The 26,422-nt window shown below is 52.7% G+C and carries 25 protein-coding genes; 9 read left to right on the top strand and 16 right to left on the bottom strand.

What is annotated here, in order from left to right; genetic code table 11:
- Nucleotides 1-48: 48 nt before the first annotated feature.
- Nucleotides 49-471, bottom strand: a complete 423-nt coding sequence (locus tag MKY96_RS02745; protein WP_340938459.1) for a MarR family winged helix-turn-helix transcriptional regulator — start codon at nt 469-471, stop codon at nt 49-51.
- 87 nt (nt 472-558) lie between these two features.
- Nucleotides 559-933: a winged helix-turn-helix transcriptional regulator gene (locus MKY96_RS02740; protein ID WP_340938457.1), complete on the bottom strand. Its 375-nt coding sequence runs from the start codon at nt 931-933 to the stop codon at nt 559-561.
- A gap of 200 nt (nt 934-1,133) precedes the next feature.
- On the opposite strand from MKY96_RS02740, the gene MKY96_RS02735 reads away from it, so the two are divergent.
- Complete coding sequence (locus MKY96_RS02735; RefSeq protein WP_340938455.1) at nt 1,134-1,679, top strand: NAD(P)H-dependent oxidoreductase; 546 nt, start codon at nt 1,134-1,136, stop codon at nt 1,677-1,679.
- Here the strand turns inward: MKY96_RS02735 and MKY96_RS02730 are convergent.
- The 13 genes from MKY96_RS02730 to MKY96_RS02670 form a co-directional block, all read right to left on the bottom strand.
- Entirely contained in the window at nt 1,648-2,055 is a 408-nt protein-coding gene (locus MKY96_RS02730; RefSeq protein WP_340938453.1) for a hypothetical protein, read from the bottom strand. The two genes, MKY96_RS02735 and MKY96_RS02730, sit on opposite strands and share 32 nt — an antisense overlap.
- A gap of 151 nt (nt 2,056-2,206) precedes the next feature.
- The gene (locus tag MKY96_RS02725) at nt 2,207-2,641 is read right to left on the bottom strand and encodes a DUF6398 domain-containing protein (protein ID WP_340938451.1); all 435 of its coding nucleotides are present in this window, start codon (nt 2,639-2,641) and stop codon (nt 2,207-2,209) included.
- Nucleotides 2,642-2,698: 57 nt separating this feature from the next.
- Nucleotides 2,699-3,073 (bottom strand): retropepsin-like aspartic protease, encoded by a 375-nt coding sequence (locus MKY96_RS02720; RefSeq protein WP_340938449.1) that lies wholly within the window; start codon nt 3,071-3,073, stop codon nt 2,699-2,701.
- Nucleotides 3,070-3,318: a hypothetical protein gene (locus MKY96_RS02715; RefSeq protein WP_036723516.1), complete on the bottom strand. Its 249-nt coding sequence runs from the start codon at nt 3,316-3,318 to the stop codon at nt 3,070-3,072. The genes MKY96_RS02720 and MKY96_RS02715 overlap by 4 nt, the downstream gene beginning before the upstream one ends.
- Nucleotides 3,319-3,533: 215 nt before the next feature.
- Nucleotides 3,534-5,291, bottom strand: a complete 1,758-nt coding sequence (locus tag MKY96_RS02710) for a protein O-GlcNAcase (protein ID WP_340938446.1) — start codon at nt 5,289-5,291, stop codon at nt 3,534-3,536.
- A 56-nt stretch (nt 5,292-5,347) separates the two neighbouring features.
- Nucleotides 5,348-7,087: a family 10 glycosylhydrolase gene (locus MKY96_RS02705; RefSeq protein WP_340938445.1), complete on the bottom strand. Its 1,740-nt coding sequence runs from the start codon at nt 7,085-7,087 to the stop codon at nt 5,348-5,350.
- 56 nt (nt 7,088-7,143) lie between these two features.
- Complete coding sequence (locus MKY96_RS02700) at nt 7,144-8,778, bottom strand: extracellular solute-binding protein (protein WP_340938441.1); 1,635 nt, start codon at nt 8,776-8,778, stop codon at nt 7,144-7,146.
- A gap of 34 nt (nt 8,779-8,812) precedes the next feature.
- Entirely contained in the window at nt 8,813-9,703 is an 891-nt protein-coding gene (locus MKY96_RS02695; RefSeq protein WP_340938439.1) for a carbohydrate ABC transporter permease, read from the bottom strand.
- Nucleotides 9,704-9,746: 43 nt separating this feature from the next.
- Nucleotides 9,747-10,673, bottom strand: coding sequence for an ABC transporter permease (locus MKY96_RS02690; protein WP_076083030.1), 927 nt, complete (start codon nt 10,671-10,673; stop codon nt 9,747-9,749).
- A gap of 24 nt (nt 10,674-10,697) precedes the next feature.
- Nucleotides 10,698-11,996: a 6-phospho-beta-glucosidase gene (locus MKY96_RS02685; protein ID WP_339311401.1), complete on the bottom strand. Its 1,299-nt coding sequence runs from the start codon at nt 11,994-11,996 to the stop codon at nt 10,698-10,700.
- Nucleotides 11,981-12,970: an N-acetylglucosamine kinase gene (locus tag MKY96_RS02680; RefSeq protein WP_340938436.1), complete on the bottom strand. Its 990-nt coding sequence runs from the start codon at nt 12,968-12,970 to the stop codon at nt 11,981-11,983. The genes MKY96_RS02685 and MKY96_RS02680 overlap by 16 nt, the downstream gene beginning before the upstream one ends.
- A 20-nt stretch (nt 12,971-12,990) precedes the next feature.
- Nucleotides 12,991-13,980 (bottom strand): LacI family DNA-binding transcriptional regulator, encoded by a 990-nt coding sequence (locus MKY96_RS02675; RefSeq protein ID WP_339311404.1) that lies wholly within the window; start codon nt 13,978-13,980, stop codon nt 12,991-12,993.
- Nucleotides 13,981-14,325: 345 nt separating this feature from the next.
- Complete coding sequence (locus MKY96_RS02670; RefSeq protein ID WP_019908812.1) at nt 14,326-14,550, bottom strand: helix-turn-helix domain-containing protein; 225 nt, start codon at nt 14,548-14,550, stop codon at nt 14,326-14,328.
- A 477-nt stretch (nt 14,551-15,027) separates the two neighbouring features.
- Between MKY96_RS02670 and MKY96_RS02665 the strand changes: the two genes are divergently transcribed.
- The 7 genes from MKY96_RS02665 to nagA all read left to right on the top strand — a co-directional run bounded on the left by MKY96_RS02665 (nt 15,028) and on the right by nagA (nt 24,227).
- On the top strand, nt 15,028-16,005 hold the full coding sequence (locus MKY96_RS02665) for a LacI family DNA-binding transcriptional regulator (protein ID WP_340938433.1): 978 nt from the start codon (nt 15,028-15,030) through the stop codon (nt 16,003-16,005).
- Nucleotides 16,006-16,204: 199 nt separating this feature from the next.
- Complete coding sequence (efeO, locus tag MKY96_RS02660) at nt 16,205-17,119, top strand: iron uptake system protein EfeO (RefSeq protein WP_340938430.1); 915 nt, start codon at nt 16,205-16,207, stop codon at nt 17,117-17,119.
- 4 nt (nt 17,120-17,123) lie between these two features.
- Nucleotides 17,124-18,473 (top strand): iron uptake transporter deferrochelatase/peroxidase subunit, encoded by a 1,350-nt coding sequence (gene efeB, locus MKY96_RS02655; RefSeq protein ID WP_340938427.1) that lies wholly within the window; start codon nt 17,124-17,126, stop codon nt 18,471-18,473.
- Between the two features lie 327 nt (nt 18,474-18,800).
- On the top strand, nt 18,801-20,648 hold the full coding sequence (locus MKY96_RS02650) for an FTR1 family iron permease (RefSeq protein ID WP_340944424.1): 1,848 nt from the start codon (nt 18,801-18,803) through the stop codon (nt 20,646-20,648).
- A gap of 791 nt (nt 20,649-21,439) precedes the next feature.
- Nucleotides 21,440-22,318 carry a MurR/RpiR family transcriptional regulator gene (locus tag MKY96_RS02645; RefSeq protein WP_340938425.1) on the top strand — a complete coding sequence of 293 codons (879 nt, stop codon included), beginning with the start codon at nt 21,440-21,442 and terminating at the stop codon, nt 22,316-22,318.
- Complete coding sequence (nagB, locus tag MKY96_RS02640; protein WP_340938422.1) at nt 22,318-23,046, top strand: glucosamine-6-phosphate deaminase; 729 nt, start codon at nt 22,318-22,320, stop codon at nt 23,044-23,046. Before MKY96_RS02645 ends, nagB begins: the two co-directional genes overlap by 1 nt.
- Nucleotides 23,034-24,227 (top strand): N-acetylglucosamine-6-phosphate deacetylase, encoded by a 1,194-nt coding sequence (nagA, locus tag MKY96_RS02635; protein ID WP_340938421.1) that lies wholly within the window; start codon nt 23,034-23,036, stop codon nt 24,225-24,227. The genes nagB and nagA overlap by 13 nt, the downstream gene beginning before the upstream one ends.
- Nucleotides 24,228-24,410: 183 nt before the next feature.
- Here nagA and MKY96_RS02630 read toward each other — a convergent pair whose 3' ends face one another.
- A complete protein-coding gene (locus tag MKY96_RS02630) occupies nt 24,411-25,154 on the bottom strand; it encodes a YhcN/YlaJ family sporulation lipoprotein (protein WP_340938419.1) in 744 nt (247 codons plus the stop codon).
- A 190-nt stretch (nt 25,155-25,344) separates the two neighbouring features.
- Between MKY96_RS02630 and MKY96_RS02625 the strand changes: the two genes are divergently transcribed.
- Nucleotides 25,345-26,415, top strand: a complete 1,071-nt coding sequence (locus MKY96_RS02625) for a glycosyltransferase family 4 protein (RefSeq protein ID WP_340938416.1) — start codon at nt 25,345-25,347, stop codon at nt 26,413-26,415.
- The last annotated feature ends 7 nt before the right edge of the window (nt 26,416-26,422 follow it).

Here is a 26,422-nt window from a genome sequence, read left to right as displayed (position 1 = left end):
AATGTCCTTTCCATAATTAGTTTGACATCAAACTATCATACAAATTTTTTAGAAATTATGATTGATTTTCATTAAAATCGTCAGCAAAGTCTTCTGCTCTTCTTCCGTGATATCGCGGTAGAACTGCTTCAGCATGGCAGAAGAGACCGATTCAAATACCGGCTCCAGCTCCTTCCCCTTCCCGGTTAGAGTAACATATACGTACCGGGTGTCCTCCTGATCCCTCTCCTTCATGACCAGCCCAAGCCGCACCAGCTTATCCACAAGTGCCGTAACTGTAGATTTGTCCTTATGAATTTTGGTGGAGAGCTCTGCCATAGTCAGTCTGTGTTTATGAAGCAGCGCATAGATAATATCCCCATGCGAAGTGCCGATCCCGTCTACTCCCTGCTTCACCATCTCTTGGATAATGAACCGGTTAACCTTCTCTCTGATCCTGGAGATCAGTGAAATAACGTCTCTAGTTTCCATACAAGGATTATAGTTTGATATCAAACCATTGTCAATCACATGGAACTCCATTGGAGCCGTCAAAAATATGGGGATGGATCACCCTAGCTATTCGTAAGACGCTGATTCCGGCGCAGCATTCTCTAAAAGCACTATAGCCTCACCCTGCTGCTGTCTCATTCTGATATTGGCCCTGCCCCATGAACACATGACATCGATGATTTCATTGGCTGTAATTCCATATTCCGTTATATAATATTCCACTTTGGGCGGCATCTGCTGATAGACCTGTCTGCCGATCATTCCGTCCTTCTCAAGTTCGCGAAGCTGCTGGATCAGGACCTTTTGCGAGATACCTGGGATATTGCGCTGCAATTCGCTTGTCCTTTTCTCGCCCGACATTAAATTACATATGATCAACGATTTCCATTTGCCGCCGAGAATTTCAAGCGTTGCTTCTATGCCTAAACGATATTGCTTCATACCTGCCACCTCATTCACACCGAATTAACTTTAGCTTATCGCATCTCATGATTTCTATCATGCCACAGATCCCGCAGAAGGCCAATGCACACCTGGAGGTAACCTGGTTACTTCATTGTGTGTATTTACATTTTCAGGAACTTACAAAATAATAGAAACAGCTGCACAACACAAATTATACACCGGAAAGGTGATCCATAATGACAACCCTGATAATTTTGGCACACCCCGATATAGAGGCTTCAAGAGTGAACCGGAGATGGAGACAAGAGCTGCTGCTGCATCCGGAGGACGTTATTGTCCACGAGCTTTACAAAGAGTACCCGGACTGGAGCATCGATGTTCCGCGGGAGCAGCGTTTATTGGAGGCGCACGACCTGATTATTTTCCAATTCCCCTTATACTGGTACAGCTACCCGCCTTTATTAAAAAAATGGCTGGACGATGTATTCACTCACGGCTGGGCTTACGGCTCAAACGGGAACAAGCTGAACGGGAAAAAGCTGGGCATAGCTATGACCATCGGTGATAAAAAGGAAAACTACCTGCCGGCAGGGTCCGTTTCTTTTACAGTAGATGAGATCATCGCCCCGTTCCAGGCCAGTGCCATCCATGTCGGCGCAACCGCCCTGCCGTACTTCGCCGTGTTCGGCGCTTCCTTCCAGGCGAGTGATGATGATATTAATCAAAGTGCCGTGGATTATTTGCGATATGTCAAACAAGATACAGGTCAATTTCTTCTATAGCAATGACTTCAACTTCATTACAGTAAAATTTAAATCGGCCCTCCTCTTCAAAATCTCCCACATGAAATCTATACGAGTCCCAGCCTCTATCGGAAATATCTAAAATCTGAAACAAACTCAATTGAACTGCCGCTCCTCCAGAAGCTAGCTGAAGGTTGCCTACATTGGTGAATTGAAGGGTGACCTTGTAGGTTGGTGCTCCCGTACGAATTAAAATAAAGTCTATCCGAAGCATGGGAATGTTATGTTCATCAAACAAATTCACTGTATCTATTTCAATCCAATATCTGAAATCCGTAATGAACTTAAAATCGTAAAAAGTGAAACGGTCTATCAGGCTGGTTACCAAGTCCAGTTTTTTTATATTCCGAGTCACACCTGTCCCTCCATTTCAATGGTCTGCAGATTTCGGCAATTGTCTTTGTTGCTCTTACCTAATCTTTATCGAAGCGATGACTGTCCAGGCTTGAAAAATAGACCAAATGATGCCTCCTTACCCGGACGGCAGTCACTTGGTCTATTCCTGTTTATTTTTCAAAATAATCATCCGAAACGATGATTCCATTTACTGAGAAAAGTTTGTTGAACGGATTATTTTGCTCAGAGACCTGTGTGGCAAACTCGCCTCCAAAATGCCCCATTTTGAACATATCGCGTAGTAACTTGGATTTCTGTGAGGTGGTACTTTGAGCAGCACCGTAATATTCACAGATGTTATGCACAGAGACGTAAGGCTCAAAGCTTTTATCAAATAAAAAGTTAATCGTGCCAATGGCGTGAATAATGCCTGCTGCCCAGATTTCCAGCTTTCCGCTCATAAAGGGAACTGTCCGTTTTCGTCCAAGCTTCTCTACCATTTTGCAGCACAGCTGTTCATAATCCTCATCCAGATATTCCTGGCAGAACCCCCGCACCAGTTGCAGCAGCTGTTCTTTCTTCTCTAACATCTTCGGATCTTTCATTCTCGGCCTCCCTATGTACAAATTTCGCATCACTACTATATCTTGGCAGCTATATTATCAGTGCGAACGCAACTCCATCTTTTGCATATCTACGATAAAACCATAAGTCTGCAAGATGTCTAGTCCAAGCAATCCTTTGTGAGACTTCGGAAGTATTCCCACATCAATCTCCACATCTTTAATTATAAATGCATCAATTTCAATTCGATCCATCACTTTAGTGTAAAAAGGTACCGTTCCCCCAACACCATATGCTTCATAAACAGGGTCTCCGTTTTCATAAGTTACACCTATCTCTTCGAGTACATCAGGACTAAACACAGTATGCGAGGAACCCGTATCAATAATAATATCTTTAATTTGCAGTGTTCTCCCTTGGTAGTATACGGAAATATCTATTGTCAGGAGTTGTCCATCATAAGCTATCTTCATGACCGCCGCCTCACTCTCATCAATGGGTCTCTGCGCAGATGAATAACGCACTCCTCATTGGCAGTGTGATAGACAAGATTGCCAGGTTCGGCGCTGAAAAATTCCTGGTTGGCGTTCTTCTCAGATACTGCACGAACAGGAGCTACTTCCGTTATAATTTTCTTATCATCTTCCTCACGATAGTCAAGAATGGAAAGCAAAACAAATTGGTCAGGAAACAATTCTCTTACTTGCTGCCATTTCATTCTTTCACACCTCCCGGGTAGCCATCGATAAAAAAGTGGTTCTAATGAATTCATTTTATCATAGTTTGAAATCAAATTGAGAGTTGGCAAACAACAAAAAACCTCCCCTCACCCGAAAGGGTAAAGGAAGGCTTAAACACATCACCTCTGAAGCACGGCAGCTAAATTCTCAGCTCTCCAAGCCTATTCAGTTAGGAATACCTGTTGCGAACGGCCTATACGTCAGCTGTACAGTGTTGTGCTGCTAAGATTACCTTCTCAGCTTCCAGAGTCAGCCGGTAGCCGTTCTTGCCCTCCCGGACAGCAAGTCCCCAGGCCTCGGCTGCTCTCCAGGCGGGATCACTCCCCAGCCGGACCTCGAAGGCCTGACAGGCTTCGGCCCGCCTGCGCAATTCTTCGCCTGCCCCGGGTTCAGCCGTTCCGGCAATCTTCTGCCGCAAGGCTCTCCACAGCTCTACATCCGCCAGGGCTCTGTGCAGCCAGGGGCCTGCTTCCGTCTGGAACTTGGAATTCTCCATTTCAAGCAGCCGGCAGGAGACGCTCTCCAGGCGGTCGAAATACGCGTCAAGCCAGCGGATATCTCTGCTGTGCACAGCCTCTTTCAGTTCCTCATATCCTCCGCTATAGAGCTGGCTGTTCAGATTCTGGCTACAGAAGAACATCATGTCGTCTGCCAGTTCTCCGGCGAATTCCCGGACCGACAGCTCCCAGGACAGCTCCGGCATATAACGCTCACTGTTCCACATATAGTCGGCCATGGTGTTCAGTGTAATCTTGGAGCATTCCCACTGCACCATCGGATTCGCTACCACGGCCTGATGTCCGGTCTGGTCAAGCCGGGAATAACGCCCGCGAACCGGGTCCAGAAACAGCCGGTCATAGTCGGCATCATTGACAGGGATGTTGTCCCACAGCCACAGCTCATGTCCGTAATGGCTGTAATTCTCCTGTGCCTGTCTGCTCCCGACCTGCCGGGCAAAGACGGCAGAGCCGGTCCAGAATACCTTGATGTCCGAATGCAGCTTCTCGCGGATATCCCGCTTATATTCGGTATCCCAGGAGGACCAATACTCAGAAGGGCACATTACCAGAGTAACCTTCTGCAATTGACGGCTTAGATAGTCATAGACACGGTTAGCCACATAGGCATGCGCCACTCCGGACCGTTCCAGGTAATGAAGGTTCTCCCCGGACAAGGCGTAGTCGATGTCGTCCATCAGCAGGGAGAAATGCCGGACACCAATAGCGATCATCGCGCTCAGCTTCGCCTCCAGACTGGCAAAATCATCTTCACTGCGAAACTGCAGATCGTTCCCCGGACTAATGCAATAATAGAAGTCCACCAGCTGCGTATCACATTCCTGCTTCAGCTCACGAATCTGCTCGAACAGATTCTCAGGATAAGGCTCACGCCATAGCTCGCGGTGATAGGGATCATCCTTGGGAGCGTGCATGAAGGTATTCATCCGGTGAGCTGCCAGATAGCGCACCGCATCCATCCGGTCCTCCCAGCTCCACGGCGTGCCATAGAAGCCTTCAATAATGCCGCGGACTGGAAAAGAGGGCTCATCATGAATAGTCGCCACAGGCAACCGGCACTTGCCTTCATCTACGCTCAGCAGCCGGTGCAGAGCATCCATTCCATACCGTAGTCCCCTCTTATTGGAGGCAGCTATCGTAACTGTGCCGTCCTTACGGATATCCAGCAGATAGCCATCCGCCTTAAGCGATCCCTCGTATTCCAGCTCCAGCTTGATATTGCCAGGGTCGGGTGTTTCCTCATTTTCTCCAGGCGGCTCAAGGATCACAATCGGGCCTTCGGCGGCAAGCGGCCACTCCCACTTCTGGATCAAGGAAAATTTTGAAGTCAGCCCGATTCTCAGCTGCTGCCCTTCCAGCACCAGCTCCTCACCCTGATCGTAGTAGTCCCGGAAGTAATACTGCCGTTCTCGTAACGGCATAGTCATAGTCATACTCACGCCCCCTTTAGCCTTCATAGCAAGTTAACTCTATTTCCCGGCTATTAGGCTTAATCCGTAACCTTCACGTTTCCGAACACAGCCTTGTTCCGCGAGTCATTCCCGGGATTGCTGAGGGCAATCCCGATATATACTTTGTGTTTCATCGGGATCTGAATGGTTCCGACCGTCTGCCAGCTGCTCCCGTTTGCCGAAATCGACCCTTTGAACGTATTTCCGGTTCTCGTCAGCTTCAGCCATTTCGGAGCCGAAGCAGCCGCAGTATGGTCAGCCATACTGCCTGCGGTTTCTGTACGATACTGGAAGGTGGCCCCATTCGAGGGGGTAAGCATCATATCCGCGTGCTTGGAAGTATGGCTCAGCGACTCCCGGATCATAATGCCGGCCTTGGCCCAGCCGTCCAGCCAGCTGGTGGACTGCACCTTAACCACGATCTCCGCATTGCCGCTCACGGGCTGATAGATATAATTCAGCTGATCCCCATTGCCCCAAATATCCGTAGAACTGCTGCTGAGTGTAAATTGCTTATTGGAAGCATTGTAGGTGGCGTTCCCCGGCATGGAGCCGATATTCCGCGCCTTCCATACTGCAGGCAGCTGGGCCGGATAATCTTGCTCTACCGGAGCCGTCCAGCCTGGCGTCGGCCAGGTCTCACGTTCATGGATGTTCGCCAGCTCCGCTTCCGGCCAGGCCCCGTAGGCAAAGAACGACAGGCGCTTCACGCCCGGATAATTCTCGCGGATTCCCTTGTAGACCTCCTGATATTGATCATCGGTCCAGTCATTATCCAGCGTGGCTACAATGTCCACATCACTGCCGCTGATCCGGTCGCTGGTATCCTTCAAGATACCGTAGGAGGTGCTGTATACCCAATCACTGTTGAATTCCCAGTCATCGAAGTACGCCATCGGTGCGACAAAGTCGATCTCGTCCTTGAACTTGGCTACATTCTGTCCAACCTCTGTAAATTCCGGAGGCAGAATAAACACACCAAGCTGCACATCCGGATTCGCGGATTCGGAAATGTCCTCACGGATATCGCCTACATACTGTCCGATTTGTTCGGTTCTCCATTCATTCCACTGCTGGCGCTGCGGCGAATCCGTATCGAAGTCAATGCTGAGCGGCGAATACCCGAACTCCGCCTGATACTTCGCAACCGTGTAATCACTGACATCCATGTTGTAATTGTCGAAGCGGATCCAGTCCAGCACAACGCCGTCCACATCATAATTCTCGATTACTTCCTGAATAATAGAACGCTCATACTGCTGCACTTCATGGTGAATCGGATTAACGAAATATTCGTTACCGTTAGAGCCCGTAAACGGAGTCTGAACCCCGTTCACCAGTGACTGCATCTGCCATTCATCATGAGCGAGGAAGGCCTGCTGGTCATGGAACTGGGGAATCCAGGCATGAACCTTGATGCCTGCGGCATGGGCTGCCGTGATGACAGCCTGCAGGGCATCGAAATTCTGGTAGCCTTGGGCAATGGGAGCGATATCACTCTGATAAAATACACTGCCGGACGGAACCTCATCATCTTCATCCTGCTTTACATTCATGCTGATGACATCGACCCCGTAGCTGGTGGACAGCGCAATGAAATTCTGGACATCCGTCATGTTCTTGAACTGGTTCACGGTCCGTACAATCACTTCCGTCTCAAATGGGGGATTGCTCTGCTCCTCGGCCTGAGCCGGAAGTGGAAGGGAACCCCCCGCTGCCGAAGAAACCAACACGATGCCTAATGCTGCCATGAACCTCGATCTCAATCCAAATGCCATAATATCGCCTCCATATCATAGTCTTATTGAACTCAGTGCTTCCTATATATCAAGAATTATTTCGTAGCGTTAATTTTCTTTACATTCTCCTGCCATTTTTCGGTTCTGAACTCTAGCAGCTTATCCAGCCCGGCTTTTGCGGTATTCTTTCTGGCGGTATCCAGTGCCGCAAGCACCTCTTCATCCGACTTGGCCTGAACCATCTGAGCATAAGCAAGGGTATAGATATCCGCGACATTCTGGGCGATAATGCCGGTCTCCGTATCCGGAAGCGGATCGGTATTTACGAATTGTGTAATGTCCAGCGCGGTTTTCCAGGTCACTGTGGACTGGGCCACGGTCTCCCATGATTTCTGGTTCGCGGAGAGCAGCGCCTCGAGACTCATTTTGGCCGTATCAATGAAAGTCGTATTCCCGGCCCAGTTAAAGTCCTCGAATTTCCGCATCGTATCCGTGCGCTCGTTAGCAGGCGTCGTCTTGTATTTCTCGTTCGGAATCGGCGCTCCATCCGCATCCTCTTCATCCCAGTACAAGCCCTTAGGGCCGAAGAACAGCACCTTCTGTCCCTCCGGACCCGTAATCCAGTCAAAATAAGCGAAGATCGCCTCCGGGTCCTTGGCTTGTTTGGTAATGACACTGACGTTCCAGCCCAGCGTCTCAAAGCCGCTTACAAATACTTTATTCTTATCAACTCCGGCTTTGTGGACCGGCCAGATAATCTCATAACCGCTGTCCGGATTGCTTGCTGTCAATGCCCGGTGTCCCTCGGCTCCATACGTAGTAATATTGGATTCGACCATGACTGCTACCCGGCCGGTATTGACCTTCTCCTTGACCGCATCCTGGGTTTGCTGCAGCGCATCCTGCGTAATCAGCCGTTCACGGTACAGCTTGTTGATGTACAGCACCATCTCCTCGTAAGCGGGATCATCCAGGATAGAGTTCAGCTTATCGCCATCCGGATAACCCATGAGTGTAACGAACTTGCTGGTGGAATTCTCCTTGAAACCGCCATACATAATTTCCAGACCTGCGCCCTTCTCCCCCACCTCCAGAGGAACTACGTCAGGATACTTTGCTTGCACCGTGTGCAAATATTGATACAGGTCATCAAAGGTCTCCAGCGCCGGCCGGCCGAGTGCGTTATAGATATCCTTATTCACCATCCATCCGCCGTTGCCGAATTGCCCGGAGGTATACCAGTTCGGGATTTGATAGATTTTCCCGTCATCGGAACGGAGCAGATTCAGTGTCGATTCCTTCACATATTTCTTGAAGTTCGGATATTTCTCATAGTAATCATCCAGTGCAACGAGCTGCCCGGCCTGCACCAGCCGTTCTACCGAAGATCCCCGGTCCGTAAAAATAACATCCGGCAAATCGCCGCCGACGATCATCGTGTTGAGCTTTTCTCCGGCCGCTCCTCCGGATTGGATCGGTTCAACCGTAACCTTGCGGTTCTCCTGAATCCACTTCGTCGCCTCGTTCTCCCCCCATGGTGATGTCGTGAGCCAGTCGTAGTTGCCATAGAAGCTGAAGGTGACAGGCTTGATCCCGCTGCCGTCATCTGTAGCGGCCCCGGTATTCAGATTGTTCTGTGAATTGTCAGAATTCCCCCCTCCACTGCAGGCAGCAAGCAGAAGCACTAGCGAAGTCAGCAACAGAGCTACCCATTTCAGGCGTTTGCGCATTCTTTTTCCTTCTTTCTACGTAAGATGGGGACTGCTATTCTTTCAATGAACCGACCATTACGCCCTTCACAAAGTACTTCTGGAGAAAAGGGTAGGTCAGGATAATCGGAATAGTAGCGATCATCATCGTAGCCATAGTCAGTGACTTCGTGGTAATCGTCCGATTCCGGTTCATATGATCGAGCGCAATTGCATTCGAGGAACCAATCTGGGTCATGATGTTGGAGTTCATTACCTGCCGCAGCAGCGTCTGTATAGGCAGCAGACGATCCTCGGTAATGTAGATCGCTCCCGTAAACCAGTCGTTCCAGTAACTGACTGCGGTGAATAAGGCTATCGTAGCCAGCACCGGGCCGGAGACGGGAATCACGATCCGGAAGAAAATACCGTAGTTGCTGCAGCCGTCGATTTTGGCGGATTCCTCCAGTCCCTCAGGCAGAGCATTGAAGAAGGTGCGGATGACAATCATGTTCCAGACGCTGATGATGCCGGGAATAATCAAAACCCAGAAGGTATCCAGCATCCCCAATGAACGAATCAGTAAATAACTGGGGATAAGGCCGCCGCTGAAGAACATCGTAATCATGAAGAACACCATATATTGTTTGCGGAAAACCAGAGACTTTTTGGACATACCATAGGCTAACAAAGCTGTGAAAAAAACGGATAATGCTGTGCCGCTGAGCGTTCTAAGAATGGTGATCAAAAAAGAATTCAGCAGGCGGTCATCCTGAAACACAATATAATAATTCTCCAGGGTAAATGCTCTCGGCCACAGGGTTACACCGCCGAGCGCCGTATCGCTCCCCAGATTAAAAGAAATGACGAGCGCATTCCAAAACGGGTACAGCATGAGTAGCGCCAGCAGTGCCAATAGGATATAAATACTCCGCTGCATCACTTTATCGCCCAGGCTTAGTCTCATTGTTCGGCCCTCCTAAAAGGTTTATGGAGCATTGTTGTGGTATCTACCAGAGACTTACATCTGCCCGGCGGGCGATTTTGTTGGCTGTCACCAGCAGAATGACACTAATTACCGCTTTGAACAGCCCTACCGCTGTCGCATAAGAGAATCTGGCATTTAATATCCCGACGCGGTACACATAGGTGTCGATCACATCGGAGTAAGGCCTGAGGATTGGATTGGTTGCAAGCAGCAGAATATCCTCGAAGCCCGCACTGAGCAGACCGCCGATGGCAAGAATCATAAAGATGACGATAATGGGGGTAATGCTGGGGAGTGTAATCAGGTGAATTTGCTTGAACCGGCTTGCTCCGTCTATGGATGCAGCCTCATACAGGGTCGGATCAATGCCGGCAATCGCAGCCAGATAGACAATACTTCCGAATCCGACTTCCTTCCACACATTTACACTTACCAGAATAGACCAGAAGTATTTGGGTACCGCAAGGAAGTTAACCGGCTCCTGGACCAGATTGAACCGCTCCAGCAGATAGTTCACCGTTCCGTTATCAACGGATAACAGCGAAAATACGAAACCGGATACAATAACCCAGGACAGGAAATAAGGTAAGTAGCTGACGGTCTGGATCACGCGCTTGAAGCCCATATGCCCGACTTCATTCAGCATCAGCGCAAGCAGTATCGGGGCAGGAAAAGAGATAATCAATTTTAACAGGCTAATTACAAGGGTGTTACGCATCACATTCCAGAACTCCGGCGCCTCGAAGAACATTCTGAATTGCATCCATCCCACCCAGGGGCTATTCATCATGCCGCCGAAAATATCGTATTGCTGGAACGCCATAACCACGCCATACATCGGAATGTAACTGAAAATGAATACAAAGATAATTCCCGGCCAAACCATAGACTGCAAATCCAATTGACTGTTAAATTTCTTCCACCTGCTCGGTTTCCCGGCCGTATTCATCCGCTTGACCTCCTCTGGACGATTCTATTGAAATAACGGCAAAAACGGTTTGTTCTTCTCCAGCATTTCATCCAGCAGCTGTTCAGCTACGGTGACCGAAGGCATGAGCGGATGATGAACCATCGCCTGCAAGGCCACATCCCGGTCTCCGTGCACAGCCGCCTCGATCGTAAGACTCTCGTATTGCTTGACCGCAGCCAGCAGGCCTCTGACAGACTGGGGCACCTTGCGCAGCGGAATCGGCAGCGGCCCCTGCTTGGTGACCATACAGTTCACCTCAATCGAGGCATCGTCCGGCAGGAAATCAATAATCCCGTTATTTCTTACATTCAGCGTCTGGATATCGCGGGAATCATTATGGATAGAGCGCATCAGCAGCACTGCCGCCTCCGAGTAATAGGCTCCGCCGCGCTGTTCCAGCTGCTTCGGCTTCTCCTTCAGCTCTACGTTCCGGTACAGCTCGAATAGCTCCTCCTCCACCTTCTTCACAACTTCAGCGCGTGATCCGGCCGTTGCCGCTGCTTCCTTCTGTTCCGCCAGCATCGCGTCCGTCATATAGTAATAGCTCAGATAATAGGAAGGGATAGCTTTCAGACCGTTCAGAAACCGGTAGTCCCAGGAATCAAACGGCACATTGCTTGCCTTATAGCTCTCGGGGTAATCAATAAGCTCCTGCAGCTTGCTCTTCCCGTCAATCACGACATCGGATACCCAGTGCAGATGGTTGATGCCGACAAACTCCGCATAGATCTTCTGCATGGGAAGCCCGAAGAATTCGGAGAGCCACTTCTGAAATCCGATCGGCGAGTTGCACAGGCCCACGCTTCTAACCGATGAATATTTGTGAACAGCTTCAGTCACCATCCCGGCCGGATTCGTAAAATTCAGCAGCCAGGCATCCGGGGCCAGCTCCTCGATATCCCTGCAAATGTCCAGAATAACCGGGATGGTCCGCAGGCCCTTCATCATTCCTCCGGGACCGGTCGTCTCTTGACCGATGACACCGTACTCAAGCGGAATCAATTCGTCCCATTTGCGTGCTTCAAGCATCCCTACCCGGATCTGCGTGCAGACGAAGTCCGCTCCGGCAATGGCCTCCCGGCGGTCAAGCGTCTCTGCAACGGTAATCGGCAGTCCGGACTCGGCAATCATCCGCTTGCTCAGTTCCGTAATCGTATGTAACTTCTCTCTTCCTTCTTCAATATCCACCAGCCATATTTCGCGGACAGGAAGCTCCTGGTGGTGCAGGATGATCCCTTCAATTAATTCAGGCGTATACGATGACCCCGCTCCGATAACAACCAGCTTCAATGTTTCCCCCATGATAATTGCTCCTCCTTACCCTGTGATAGATGATCAAGAACCTCCTGATTCACATGCAACCCGCTGCTTTCCATCGCCAGAACGACCGATCCTACAACCGGCTCCCGGGTTAAAATCCTTAATGTGCCGTCCGGGGCCGCCTGCTTCACTCTTCGCTCAATGGCCCGGCGGATAATGCCCGCACGGTCTCCCTTGGTCAGCAGGCTGCCTGCAAGCACGATGTCGAAGGACTCCTCCTCCATGGCCAACCGGCGGATAGCCGAGGCAGCCGCCAGACCCAGCTCATCCCCTTGCTTGACCAGCAGCCCGGTGGCCACCGGGTCCCCTTCCTCTGCCGCCTGAAACAGCAGCTCCGCAATTTGGGGAGGCAGGTCTCTGAAATGATCGAGGTAATCCTCTCGTAGATGCGGGACATTGGAATAGCCCAGCAACTGAGTTAAGCGTTCGCTTAAGACCGTCTTCTGTTCTCTTCCGTCATCCGCCCTGAGGACGCTGCGGAAAACCTCCATACTTAAGTCATAGCCGCCGCCGAAATCCCCGAACCGGTAGCCAAAGCCGCCGCATTGATAGGTAGCACCCGCCGGATTTTTGCCGCTGCAGTTCACGCCTGATCCGCAAATCAGCACGATCCCGTAATTCTTCTCTGTCCCTGAACGCAAGGCATTCCAGGTATCGCAGGAAATCTCCGTCCGGGGAAGGCCGAGGCGGCCGATGATGGGCCGTAAAATTCTAAAATCGGCCTCTCTGTCCGCTCCCGCCAAGCCGAACCAGGAGTAATCCAGCTGATCCCTGGTCAGTCCAGAGGCCTTAATGGCTTCCGATACAGCCTGCTGTAAGCTGTTCTCTGCCTGCTCACGGTCCAGTTGATGATTCCCGTTCCCGCCCTTGCCTACGCCGAGAAGCTTCCCCTGTTCATCTGCAATCATTGCGTAGGTCTTGCTGCCCCCTGCATCCACTCCCAAAAAATACTTCACAGATCATTCACTCCTAAATTTCAAGTTAATCGAACAGAAGCGGTAGATTCACGGATGAGAAGCTGAGGAGCAAGCTTCGTTACCGCAGGCGGCATCACCTCCCCATTGATCATTTTCAGCAGTAAGTCTACGCCGATATTGCCCATCTGCGCCTCCGGCTGTCTGACCGTCGTGAGCCGCGGGTAGAATTCACCTACGAACTGCTGATCATCAAAGCCGACGACTGAGATATCCTGAGGCACCAGAATCCCTTCCTCGCGCAGCGCTTGAACAACCCCGAGGGCAATAAAGTCGTCTCCCGAAAAAATGGCTGTAGGCAGCTTATCTTCACGAATCCATCGCTTGGCCACCTCATAACCGCTGCTTACCGTAAAGCCGCAATATTCCGTGCTAAAGGGCGTTAGTCCCGCTTCATCCAGCGCTTGGACATATCCCCGTTTGCGCTCCGTTACACTCAGGAACTCCGAAGGGCCGCCGATATAAGCGATCTGAGTGTGTCCAAGACTAATCAAGTGCCTTGTCGCTTCGTACCCTCCCTGGTAGTTATCCACGAGGACACTGGGAACATCCTCATGCTGGAACTGGTTATCGAGCAGAACAACCGGAATGTTCTTACGCTTCAGCTCCTCCACATATTCCTTCTCCTCCAGCGGAGACAACAGGATAATCCCGTCCACGCGGTCCTTCTGGAACAGGAAGTTCACCCCATCATCGTCATTCTCGGCGATGGACAGGGCCAGGAAGTACCCCTGCTCTGCCAGCTTCCGGTTCACTACGCGAATCACCCGGTCATAGAAAGAATCGTTAAAGTTGTTAATCGACATCCCGATGACTCCGGTCTTGCCGCGCACCAGACTCCGCGCCGCTGAATTGGGCTGATAATTTAATTCCTCTATCGCATTCAGCACTTTCTGGCGGTTGCCTTCACGTACAGAGGGTGAATTGTTAAGGACTCTGGATACGGTCACCACCGAGAGCCCCGACTTTTTGGCTACATCATGAATGTTCATTTAAGTATCTATGCCTCCACGTTCGAAAGTTTAAACGATTTAACTTTTAGAGAAATAAAAAAGATTTACTCAGTATGCTACAACTTACAGCATGACTGAAAAATCGGACATTGTACGTCAGCTTTGCATTTACCAAAAGCTTTAAAACCCTTTATAAAGTTTAAAGGTTTATACTTTACACAGATTTTACAACCAATTCCCCTATCCGTCAATCCATAAAATGCAGCCGGACTTGACTTAATATTTCGGGAGATTGGATCGCCGGGACTAGCTAAGAACAAAAAACCTCCCCTCACCCCGATGGGTAAAGGAAGGCTTAAACGCATCACCTCTGAAGCATGGCAGCTATATTTTCAGCTCCCCAAGCTTGATCAGCTCGACAACCGCTTGCGAACGGCCTTTTACGTTTAATTTTTGCATTACGTTTGAGATGTGGTTGCGGACGGTTTTTTCGCTGATGAATAACAGTCCGGCAATATCCCGTGTAGTTTTGTCCTGCACAAGAAGCTCGAATACTTCGCGTTCACGATGCGTCAGCAAAAATTTGCTATGATGTTCGTTGCCCTTCAATGGTGTCACCCCTCCTTGCCCTGGGTTTGTTTGGTATAACAAGGTAAAGGGATACAGTCAAAACATACTATGTGGAGGGGCAGTTAATGGTGCTGTCGCAGCATTAAATTGGGCGGGGGCAGGCGCGGAGCATGGACAAACCCGGTACTTCTGACCGGAATGCACACAAAAAACGGCTGCTGCTCCTTAGTCATCAAGGCGGCATCCGTCAGGCAATGTCTATAGAAACCACGCTGCTAAAGGGTTGCTCAGGAAAAAAATATTGCTGAACATCCTTCCTGCCCGCAGCGTGAAATGGCTAACGTTACCGGTCCGTCACGCCCTTGCGGTCACGCCGGTTTCTCCGGTAAGGCTTGTTGCACCCCCAGTGTAAAGTATGAAATGGATTCCATAGCAAGCTTTTTATCAGCCGAAAAGCTGTTCATTTCTATGTTAGAATAATGAAATAACAGTCTCACACAGGAGGCGCAGAGAAGCGTGGCTAATATTAAAGAAATCGCCCGGATGGCCGGAGTGTCTGTAACGACCGTCTCACGGGTGCTAAATAATCATCCGTATGTCAGCAAGGACAAAAGAGCCGCTGTACTGCGAACGATTGAGCAGCTCGACTATACCCGCAATATGAACGCCGTTCATCTGATTACCGGACGTACCGGTGCGGTGGCGGTGATTCTGCCGTATATTCATGCTTTTTATTTCTCGATTATTATGAATGGACTTGCCCACGAGGCGCTGCTCTCGCAATACCGGCTGATTCTGTGCCAGAGCAATTACCTGGAGGAAGAAGAAATCAAAGTGCTGGAGATGCTGCGCCATAAAGAGATTGACGGTGTCGTGATTGTATCTACTGCGCTGAAGCCGGACATCATCGAGGAGTATACGGCCTACGGTCCAGTTGTCACTTGCCAGGACAACGGAGAGCGGCGCTTCTCTTCTGTCTATATTGAGCATTATGCGGCTTTCAAGGAAGGGCTGGAGTACTTGACCGGCAAAGGCTACCGCTCCATCGGATATTGCGAAGGAAGGAGTAACGGCAGCAGCGCCGTGATCCGGCAGGCTGCTTACCGCGAATTCATTGCTGAGCATAAGCTGGCTTTTGAAGAGGAATGGATGATCTATGACTGTACAACGGAGGAAGACGGCGCAGCCGTTGCACAATCCCTGCTGAAGATGCCACAGCGGCCGGAAGCCATGATTATTACGGGAGACCATGTAGCTGCCGGGCTGATTATTGAAGCGCGCAGAGCCGGCCTCAGCATCCCTGGGGATCTCGCAGTTATGGGCTTCGATAACCAGCCGATTGGACGTCTGCTTCAAATCACCACCATGGACAACCACCTGTATGAGATGGGGGCCGCCGCCTTCCGCATTATCCATGAGCAGATTCACTCGGAGCACCCGAAGCCGGTCTACCGCAAGCTGGACTACCGGATTATTGAGCGGTCCACGGTGTAGTATAGATCAGCCGGAAATTCATATATACGAACTGCGTCTTCCGCCTGTCGGGAGGCTTTTTTTGCATTTTATTTGTGCGAATTAGCATGGATATGATAAATATCACTTTTTTATTGACAGCTAATAGACAGAGATTTATGATAAGTCCATCATTGATAACGATTATCATTTTCACAAATGAAAAGGGGTATCCATACAGATGAAAATAGGCTATGCAGTACCTGCGGGTCTGCTTGCAGCGTCCCTTCTGTTTGCCGGATGTGCGGGCAAGGACAACAGTAATAACGATGGCAACAATGGCAACAGTGGTAACAACTCAGGGAATAATGCTGCAGCCCAGGCAGGCAGCGGGGCAGAAAGTGTAGCGAAGGCCGGAGGTGAGACGAATGCAGATTTCACCACTGCCATCGACGAATACCGCAAATATGTCATTGAACAATGCGACGAGTTCGTTAAACAGACCGAGGGGTTCACGGATGCCGTCAAGGCGGGCAAGCTGGATGAAGCCAAGGCGCTGTATGCTCCGGCACGCATGCATTATGAGCGGATCGAGCCGATCGCCGAAGCGCTTGGGGATCTGGACCCGAACATTGATGCCCGTGAGAATGATGTAGATGCTGCGGACTGGCGCGGCTTCCATAAGATTGAACAGGCTCTCTGGCAGAACAATACAACGGAGGGCATGACGGATGTCGCGGACCGTCTGCTGAAGGATGCGCAGCTGCTGCGCGCCAAGGTAGAAACTGCCGGAATCGATGCCAATCTGCTCGTTACCGGGGCTGTTGAGCTGCTGAATGAGGTCTCCTCCTCCAAAGTAACGGGGGAAGAGGAGCGTTATTCCCATACGGATTTGTATGATTTTGTGGCGAATGTGGAGGGGGCACAGAAAATCTATGAGCTGCTGAAGCCGGAGCTGGCCAAAAAAGACCCGGCCCTTGAGCAAACCATCGGCGAACGGTTCACCGCCTTAATGAATGAGCTGGCGCCGTTCAAATCGGGGGAGGGCTACGTCTCTTACGAAACGCTCAAACCGGAGGAGGTCCGCAGGTTAAGCCAGAATCTTGACGCCTTGGCTGAGCCGCTATCCAACATGGGAACGATTCTGGGAGTGTGACGATATGAACAAGAAAGATAAGAATTCCCGGAGTCAAGCTGACGCGGATCATGGCATTCCTGCGCCGGAGACCCAGCTGTTCAACACCAAATTAAGCCGCCGCGATATGCTGCGGCTTACCGGTGCCTCGGGTCTCGGGCTGCTGCTCGGCGGAGGCGGTGTGGGCGGCATTATGGCTGCACGCCAGGCAGCAGGACGGGCGGTCCCGGCCGCCGCAGCCTCCGGGCAGAATGAAGAACAGGCGGATACGATCCCCTTCTACGGTAAGCACCAGGCGGGGATTCTTACCCCTGCGCAGAATTATCTATGCTTCGCTTCATTTGATCTGACGACTGCCAGGATCAGTGACGTGCAGAAGCTTATGCAAGCCTGGACTGCCGCCGCCGCTGCCCTGACCTCGGGCACGATGATCGGCACAGCGAACGACAAGCCCAATCTTCCGCCTACCGACACCGGCGAGGCGGATGGGCTCACCCCTTCCAAGTGTACGCTTACCTTCGGGGCAGGTCCGGCCTTGTTCGACAGCCGCTTCGGCCTCTCCGGCAAACGGCCCGCCTCCTTCACCGAGCTCCCGGCATTCACAGGGGACAGCTTGGAGCCGCAGTGGTGCGGCGGCGATCTCTGTGTGCAGGCCTGCGCGGACGATATGCAGGTGGCGTTCCATGCCATCCGCAATCTGGCCCGCATCGCCCGGGGCACGGCGGTGCTGCGCTGGACACAGGAAGGCTTCCAGCGCAGCGGCAGCGCCGATCCGTCAGGCGGCACCCCGCGTAATCTGCTCGGCTTCAAGGACGGCACGGGGAATCCGGACGTCACCGATGAGACGCAGATGCGAAATATCGTCTGGAGCGGCAGCGCCGATGGCCCGGCCTGGATGAACGGGGGCACGTATCTTGCGCTGCGCCGCGTCCGTTTCCGTATTGAGGTCTGGGACCGCTCCTCGCTGAGCGATCAGGAGGCCACCTTCGGGCGGCACCGGCAGAGCGGCGCACCGATTGGAGCCGGGGATGAATTCGCCGAGCTGGATCTGGAAGCAGCCGATGCTGCCGGCAAGCCGCTCATCCCGCCGGACTCCCATTCCGCTCTCGCCCACGGAGACGGCTCGGTCCAAATGCTGCGGCGCTCCTACTCCTATTCCAGCGGCATGGATCTTAAGACCGGACAGCTCGATGCCGGTCTGGTATTCATCAGCTTCCAAAAGGACCTGATGAAGCAGTTCGTCAGCATCCAGCAGCGCCTCGCCAAAAATGACCGGCTGAATGAATATATGGTTCACACCGGCAGCGCCGTCTTCGCCTGCTTCCCGGGTGTACGCGAAGGCGGCTATATCGGGGAGCTGCTGCTCGAGGGATGAAATGCCTAGGCTGTGACCGGTGACGCTGAGGAAGCAGGAGCTATGGGGATTGCGAGGCCGGAAGCGTAGCGGCCATTCGGGGACCGGAGAGGACGGAAAGGTAGCTGATCGTTACGGACTGAGAGGCCTTTATTTTCTCTTTTCGAGCATATTCAGCTACTTGAGCGGACTGCACGGCGCTTATTTCCGCTACAGCGGGCGTTTTCCTCCCAATTATTTGTACATAAGCTCCACTGAGTCCGTTTAACTTGCAGAAACGTTAATATTACTAAAATAAGCGCAGCTGAGTCCGTTGCAAGTGACCCCTCCTCGCTAAACTTGAAGGGAATGATCCCGATGATGATCACGGTTACACAGAGTCCATGGCGGCAGTTCAGGGCAGCGCTGCTGCTCCTCTGCCTGCTTGTGCTGCTGCCCGGCGCGCCGGCTTCTGCGTCAGGCGCGCCGGCTTCTGCGTCAGGCGCGCCGCTGGATGAGCTGCTGCCGCCTGTAGGCAGCGCGCTGGTCGAGGCCGGCCAGAGCCGCTGGGCGGAGGCGGCGGCCGATGTTGATTCGTTCGCGGCGCTGTGGCGCAGCGCGAACGAGAGCACACCGGACCCGGCACTCGCCGGTCCGGCTGCTGAAGTGGACGCCGCGCTGGCCGCCGCGGCGGAAGCCTTGGCGGGCGGCGGCGGAGCGCCCGCCAAGGCGGCCCTGTCCACGCTCGCCCGCAGCGTGGACGCGTTCGTCACCGCCGCCGCAGGCGAAGGCGGCGGTGACACGGGCGCCGCCGGACACGCAGCGGCGGCGAAGCTGCTGCCCGCGGCAGAGCGCACGCGGGATGCGGCGCGGAGCGCCGACTGGGCCGCGGCGGCGGAAGCCTACCGCGCCGTGGTGAACGGCTGGACGCCAGTGGAACGCGGCATCCGGGCGGACAATCCCGCCGTCTACGGCTTGCTGGAGACGAAGATGAGCCTGCTGCGCATTGCGCTGCAGGCAGAGCCGGTCCGCGGGGAGGCCGCGCAGGCGGAATCGGAAGCGCTGGTAACGCTGCTGTCCGGTTACAGCGAAGGCCAGGCCGTTGATACCGGTGGCGTGCCAGCGGAGCCGGCTTCCATTGAGGGGCTGATCAGCTATCTGAAGCAAGCTTCCACCGCCGCCCAGGCTGGTGACAGTGCGGCAGCCGCAGATGCAATGCAGCAATTCATCGCTGCCTGGCCTTCGGCCGAAGGCCAGGTTCAGCTGGCCTCACCCAAGGTCTATGCCAGCATCGAGAACGAGAGCACCGCCGTCACCGGTTATCTGCTCTCCAGCCCTCCGAAGCTGGACCAAGCGCTATCGCTGATGGACACAATGCTCTCTGAGCTGACGCCGCTGTCCGGGGAACGGACATATACCGCGTGGGATGCGGCACTCATTCTGCTGCGCGAGGGGCTGGAGGCGATTCTTGTACTCGCCGCTCTCCTTGCCTACCTGCGCCGGGAAGCAGAACCGGCGGCCCGCCGCTGGGTCTGGTCCGGCGCAGCGGCAGGTCTGGCCGCAAGCATCGGCCTCGCCGTATTGCTGACCTATTCCCTCTCCCAAGCCGCCTCCGGCGGAGCGCGTGAGCTGATCGAAGGCATCACCGGCCTCGTCGCTGTGGTCATGATGCTCACCGTCGGCCGCTGGCTGCACGGCAAATCCAGCACGGCAGCCTGGAACAAGTATGTGGACCGCCAGATGCAAGGTGCCCTGGCCAAAGGCAATCTGTGGTACCTGTTCTTCATCGCTGCGCTGGCCATTCTGCGCGAAGGGGCGGAGACTACGATTTTCTATGCTGGGATGGCACCGGCCATTGACACCTCTCAGCTGCTGCTCGGGATTGGCAGTGCACTGGTGGTCCTGATTATCCTCGGCTATGCCATGATTGCACTGAGCGCCAGATTGCCGGTTGCCGCCTTCTTCCGCGCTGCTACAGTGCTGATCTACTATCTGGTGTTCCGCTTCCTCGGTGAGAGCCTTCACGCCTTGCAGATCGCCGGCAAGCTGCCTGCCCATAACGGGCAAAGTCTGCCTTCCATCGGCTGGCTTGGCATGTATCCGACCTGGGAGACCACAATCCCGCAATTGCTCATTCTCGTCTTCATTCTATGGGAACTGCTGCGCGGCAGACGTCCTGCCAACAGGACAAAGGCTGCAAACGGGATCACGAAGTAAACATAATAGTAGAGCGCCAGACCTAAAGAAGTTGATGCAGTTCAACCATGCAGTGCTTTATGGCGTGTAGTTCCAAGTAGACATTCAGGGATAGTTGCATAATGTACACTTAAAAACAGCGAAAAAGAAGGCTTGCCTCTTATAGCTGTAATCTGTACAACTAAATCTGCCCCAACGGGTGGAAACTCGGGAAAGCGGGGGATTTTAATTGTACCAAATACAGCTAAACGTATGCTGGGGAGAAAACCAGACGTTTTAGTTGTACGAAATACAATTATGGCTATCGCCTATGAGTAGGTACGGTACTCGGGGCGTTGCAAAAATAACGGTTTTCACTAATTTAAATCTGATACTGTACTAGTTATGTAAAAGCTGCCATCTGTGCGTGTGCTCCTCAAACACGCAGATTGCAGCTTTTTGTATCTCCTGCCACTTGTCAAACCTTGCGGGATGCATTTTTCACAGTGAACTAATTGACAATGATCCTCATACAGGGATGTCCAAAGAGTTTTTGCTACGGTTCTAAAGTTTAATGAGCGCGATCTCCATCTCCTTAATTCAACCACAGACCAACCCCAAACCAAACTGCCTATTGCAACCTTCCGTAATTTGTTTTATTCTGATTATGAAAATATTTTTCTTTAATAACGTATTAATTGTGTAAAATAATTTCATAATCGCTACATTAGGCAAAGCTAAGTATATCCATACTACATGTCCATTTCTGAATTTTCATTCTATACGTAGAGAAAGCTACATGAATCTGAATCTATAGAAAAGAAGGTGAACGTTTGTCTCCCATTCTGCATGCTCTGGAGCATGGCAAGCCCAAGCTGTCGCAAATGGAACGCAAGCTGGCTGAACGCATTCTGGCCTCGCCCGGGGAAATTGTCCATATGGGCATCACGGAGCTGGCGGAGGAATGCGGCATCAGCACGGCGACGATTACGCGGTTCTGCAAAGCGCTGCACTTCAAGGGATATCCCGATTTCAAGCTCAAGCTGGCGGCTGAGCTGGCGCATAGCGATGGCTCGCCGGAGACCGGCAGCTCCTCTTATCAGGACATCGTGGCTGGTAATCCGCTGCCATTCATTGTAGAGGCGATGCAGGCTAACCACCTGGCCTCGATCCGGGACACTACCTCGCTGCTGGATCTGGGACGGCTGCAGCAGGTGATTGATCTGCTGTGCCGGGCGCGGCGGGTCGATCTGTACGGAATGGCCACCTCGTCCATCGTGGCCCAGGATTTCTATCAGAAGCTGATCCGCATCGGCGTGAACTGCACCGCTTTTGCCGATTCCCATATGCAGATTACTTCCGCTTCCTCACTCTCTTCCGGCGATGTGGCCTTCGCAGTCTCTTATTCGGGGGAAACCCCGGAGACGGTGGATGCCTTAACCTGTGCGGCCGCAAGCGGCGCAGCCACGGTGTCGTTAACCTCATACGGAAGCAGTACTCTCGCTACACTCGCTGATATTCCGCTGTTCTCCTCGTCTCTTGAGCAGGGCATGCGGCGCGGCGATATGGCGTCAAGAATCGCACAGCTGCATATTATCGATATTCTGTTCACCGGCATGGTCAGTACCCGGTTCGGGGATTTCATCCCGAGGCTTGAGCAGTCCTACAGGAACGTCCAACATTACCGTCATAAACGGGGAGGTCAAATCTAATGAATATTTTGAAATTTCAGCATGAAGAAGATTTCGCAGCTACAGGAGCCAACCTGATCGCCAGTCTGCTGCAGAGCAATCCCAGAGCCGTTCTGGGACTGGCTACCGGAAGCTCACCTGTCGGGGTATATGAGAAGCTGGTGGAGATGCACCGCAAAGGCAATGTCAGCTTCGCCAAAGCCTCGTCCTATAACCTGGACGAATATGTCGGGCTCCCTGTGGATCATCCGCAGAGCTATCGCAGCTTCATGAATGAGCATCTGTTCAACCATATTGATATCGACCTGGCACGCACCCATGTGCCTAACGGAAATGCTCCCGATCTCGAGGCCGAATGCCGTGCGTATGACAAGCTGCTGGAGGATAACGGTCCGGTGGATCTGCAGATCCTCGGCATCGGCAGCAACGGCCATATTGGCTTCAATGAGCCGGACGCCAGCCTGAGCAGCGGGACGCATGTGGTTGACCTGCTGGAAGAGACCCGGGAGGCCAATGCCCGCTTCTTCGAGCGTGTAGAGGATGTGCCGCGTCAGGCGGTAACAATGGGCATCGGCGGAATTCTTAAGGCGAAGCAGATTGTACTGCTTGTCCGCGGGGAAGAGAAGGCGGAAGCGGTTAAAAATGCGCTGGAAGGCCCAATCACTACCCAGTGTCCCGCCTCGCTGCTGCAGAGCCATCCGAATGTGGTCGTCCTGCTGGATGAAGGAGCTGCCAAATGGCTGAAATAAACAGTAAGGGCGGAGAACTGTTGTACGGCAGAGTGCTGACTCCTGACGGAATCATCGAGATGGGTGTAGTTGCCGTAGCGGAAGGCTTGATCCAATATGCCGGAGAAGCTTCCTGGCTGCCCGCAGCCTATGAGAGCTGGCAGACAATCACCCGGGAGCCGCAAGGTCTGCTGATTCCCGGATTCGTCGATGTGCATGTGCACGGCGGAGCCGGACATGACTTCATGTACAGCGATGCAGATGCTCTTGACGACATCACTCGGTTCCATGCCTCACACGGAACGACCTCTATGCTTGCTACAACCATGACGGCTGCCAAGGCAGATATCGATCAGGTGTTGGCTGAGGTGGACTCCTACCGCGCCCGTGAAGGCGGCATGCCTTATGCAAGGCTGGTAGGCGCGCATCTGGAGGGACCGTTCATCAGCGTAAGATGGCCTGGAGCGCAGAATCCTGAGCACATTGTTCCGGCTAATATAGAATGGCTGGAGGAATGGGAGGAAAAGTATCCGGGATTGATCCGTCAGGTCACCCTGGCCCCTGAGCGCGAAGCTGCCCTGGAAGCTATCCAGTGGCTGCGCAAGCATGGCATTACGGCTGCGCTCGGCCACACAGATGCCACATTCGAGCAAGTGATTACCGCTGCCGATGCCGGGCTGAACCAGGCGGTGCACATGTTCAATGCCATGACGCCGCTGCATCACCGCAAGCCGGGAACGGCCGGTGCCGTCCTGTTCGATCCCCGGATCAGAGCCGAGGTTATTGCCGACGGCATCCATGTTCATCCGGCAGCCATCAGCCTCATTACCCGGCTCAAAAACAATCATAATCTGCTGCTGATTACAGATGCCATGTCAGCAACCGGACTCAGCGATGGAGAATATGCCATCGGTGATCTGCCTGTGATCGTCAAGGACGGCATAGCCACGCTGAAGGAGCACCCCGAAGCGCTGGCCGGCAGCACACTGACGATGATAAGCGGATTCCGTTATCTGGTTCAGGAGGTTGGTCTCAGCCTGCTGGAAGCCTCACAGGCTGCCAGCCTTAATCCGGCGCTGTCACTCGGCATGCAGCGGTCTATCGGAACGCTTGAGGCAGGGAAGCGCGGCGATATTCTGCAGCTGGATCAAGACCTGAACCTGCGCGGTGTATGGATCGGCGGACGCAAGCTGGAGGCCTAATCCGGATAAGGTACAGCTTCGTATCCGTATAAACGCAGGCAATGCAGCCCTCTCACCCGGCTTTCCGGGTGCGGTGGCTGCATTGTTTGCGTCTATCTCTATTCACTGGTGCCCGTCACTTGAATAAGCCTCATATCCCTCTGGAATACTATCTACATTCAAGGCACAATGCTGTAGCGCTGCTTACTGTCCGCTGCGCGCAGGGAAAATCCGTTCCGCCATGATGCGGAATTCATTCGCGAAGCCTCTGAGCGGATGTCCGGCACGGAATTCCCGGGCATAATAATCGGCCCGTTCCACGAAATCCGGGTTCGCCGAGACATAGACATTGCTGACGTATGTGTTGCCTTTTTTAACCTCTGCGGCGATTTTGCTCTTGATCTCCCCGGGAAGCGTGTCTGTATCATCCCCCATATTGCTTCTGGTCATCAGCCCGTTATTGCCGTTCCCCGGATAATCTTCGGGAGCCGCCATACCTGTACCGCCAATGGTTCCAGTGCCAGTCATACTTCCCGGAATGCCCGCCATGGAGCCGCCTGTACCCGTCATTCCGGGAACACCAGCAGCCGTCCCTCTTCCGGTAGCCGTCCTGCTGGTGGTATTCCGGGTGTGAACACCGCCCGAAGTATTCTCCAGCATAACAGCGACATAAGCGCTTCTGCCAACCATAATGACATTAGCCGAACGGACTTCCGGCATCGCCGCAACACGGTCAGCCAATTCCTTGCTGATCTCCATGCTGCCGAAGTCATCGTCACGGTTCATGTCCCTTGCGGAGTTCACGTGGATTCGCCCGTCTGTCCCCCGTACACTTTTCGTCTGCATATTACCGCTATCTGCCGAATGGCCGGCACCGCAGCCAGTTAAACTCATGGCGCCGAGCAGCAAGGCTGCAGACACGGACAAGCCGAATTTCGATCGCAACATTCCTTCATCCCCTATCACAGAATAATGTAGTGTAGTGTGACAACCCTTAGCATGGCTCCTCCGCTGCCCGGTTATCCAGAAAGGATTTGGCAGAGCTGCCCCCACAGTCACATGTAAGAGAACTCCGGCGTATCTTATATAACAGCAGACTGTGTTTCTCCGCAGGCAGTTCAGATCAGGAGGGGTAAGCTTGAAAATACTATTTACGTTTTATGTACCGAGCGGCGGGGTTGAGACCCTGAACAGACTGCGGTGTGAGAGCCTTCAGAAGAACGGCATCGAATGCCATGTGCTCTATCTCATGCCGGGGTCCGGCACCGACAATAGTGTAAGCTTCCCGGTATTTATCACGAACCAGGATGAAGAGATCAGAACTGTACTGAATACCCATCATTATGACGCCATTATCGTAACCTCCGATTATCTGCTGCTGGAACGCCTACGCCGGTTGGGGTATGGCGGCATCCTGATCTACGAGTCCCAGGGTCTGGGAACACGAAGCGAAGCCCGCAATGTGATTATAGATTCCGTGCCATATCTGCAAGCCTTCTGCAATGCCGTGCTGATTCCCCCCACCGATCATTTACTGGAGCTGTTTATCGAGATCTGCCCTTGGCTGCAGCGCTATGTTATTCCGAATATTGTTGATGTGCAGGCCTTCCAGCATGTCCCCGGCGAAGCGCCCGTTGATCCGGTTATCGCCTGGGTCGGGCGGCTGGAACCTAACAAAAACTGGAGTGAATACCTGAAGGTTGCCCAGCAAGTCCGGCGGTTCAAGCCTAATCTTCATCTGTGGATGTTCCATGATCCCGCTCTTGCTACTGAAGGCCAAAGGGAGCAATTTGACAAAGAACTGCTGTCCCTTGGCCTGAATGACCGGCTGAATGTGTTCACGAATATACCTAACCAGATGATGCCTGTCTACTATTCATCGATTGCTGCTTCAGGAGGCTTCCTGCTGTCCAGCTCTGTCACAGAAGGCTTCGGATATGCCGTAGCCGAGGCTGTCTGCTGCTCCTGTCCTGTACTCAGTACGGATTCCGACGGGGTCAGATCCTTCATCACCCATAATATTACCGGCAAATTCTATCCGCTTGGCAATGTGGAGGCAGCTGTGAACGAAGGCCTGGAGCTGATGAATAACATTCCGCTGCGTGAAGCCATTTGCTATCAGGGCCGCCAGCATATGGTTACGCATTTCGGATTCGATCAGTATGCGCATTCCTTCCGCGAGATGATGAATTCCTTCTCTATCTTCTAACTATTGC

Origin of the sequence: Paenibacillus sp. FSL R7-0302, from assembly GCF_038006885.1 — a bacterium.
Taxonomy (GTDB): Bacteria; Bacillota; Bacilli; order Paenibacillales; family Paenibacillaceae; genus Paenibacillus_AQ.
Note: the sequence above shows the minus strand (reverse complement) of the source record. Positions and strands in the feature narration are given on the sequence as shown.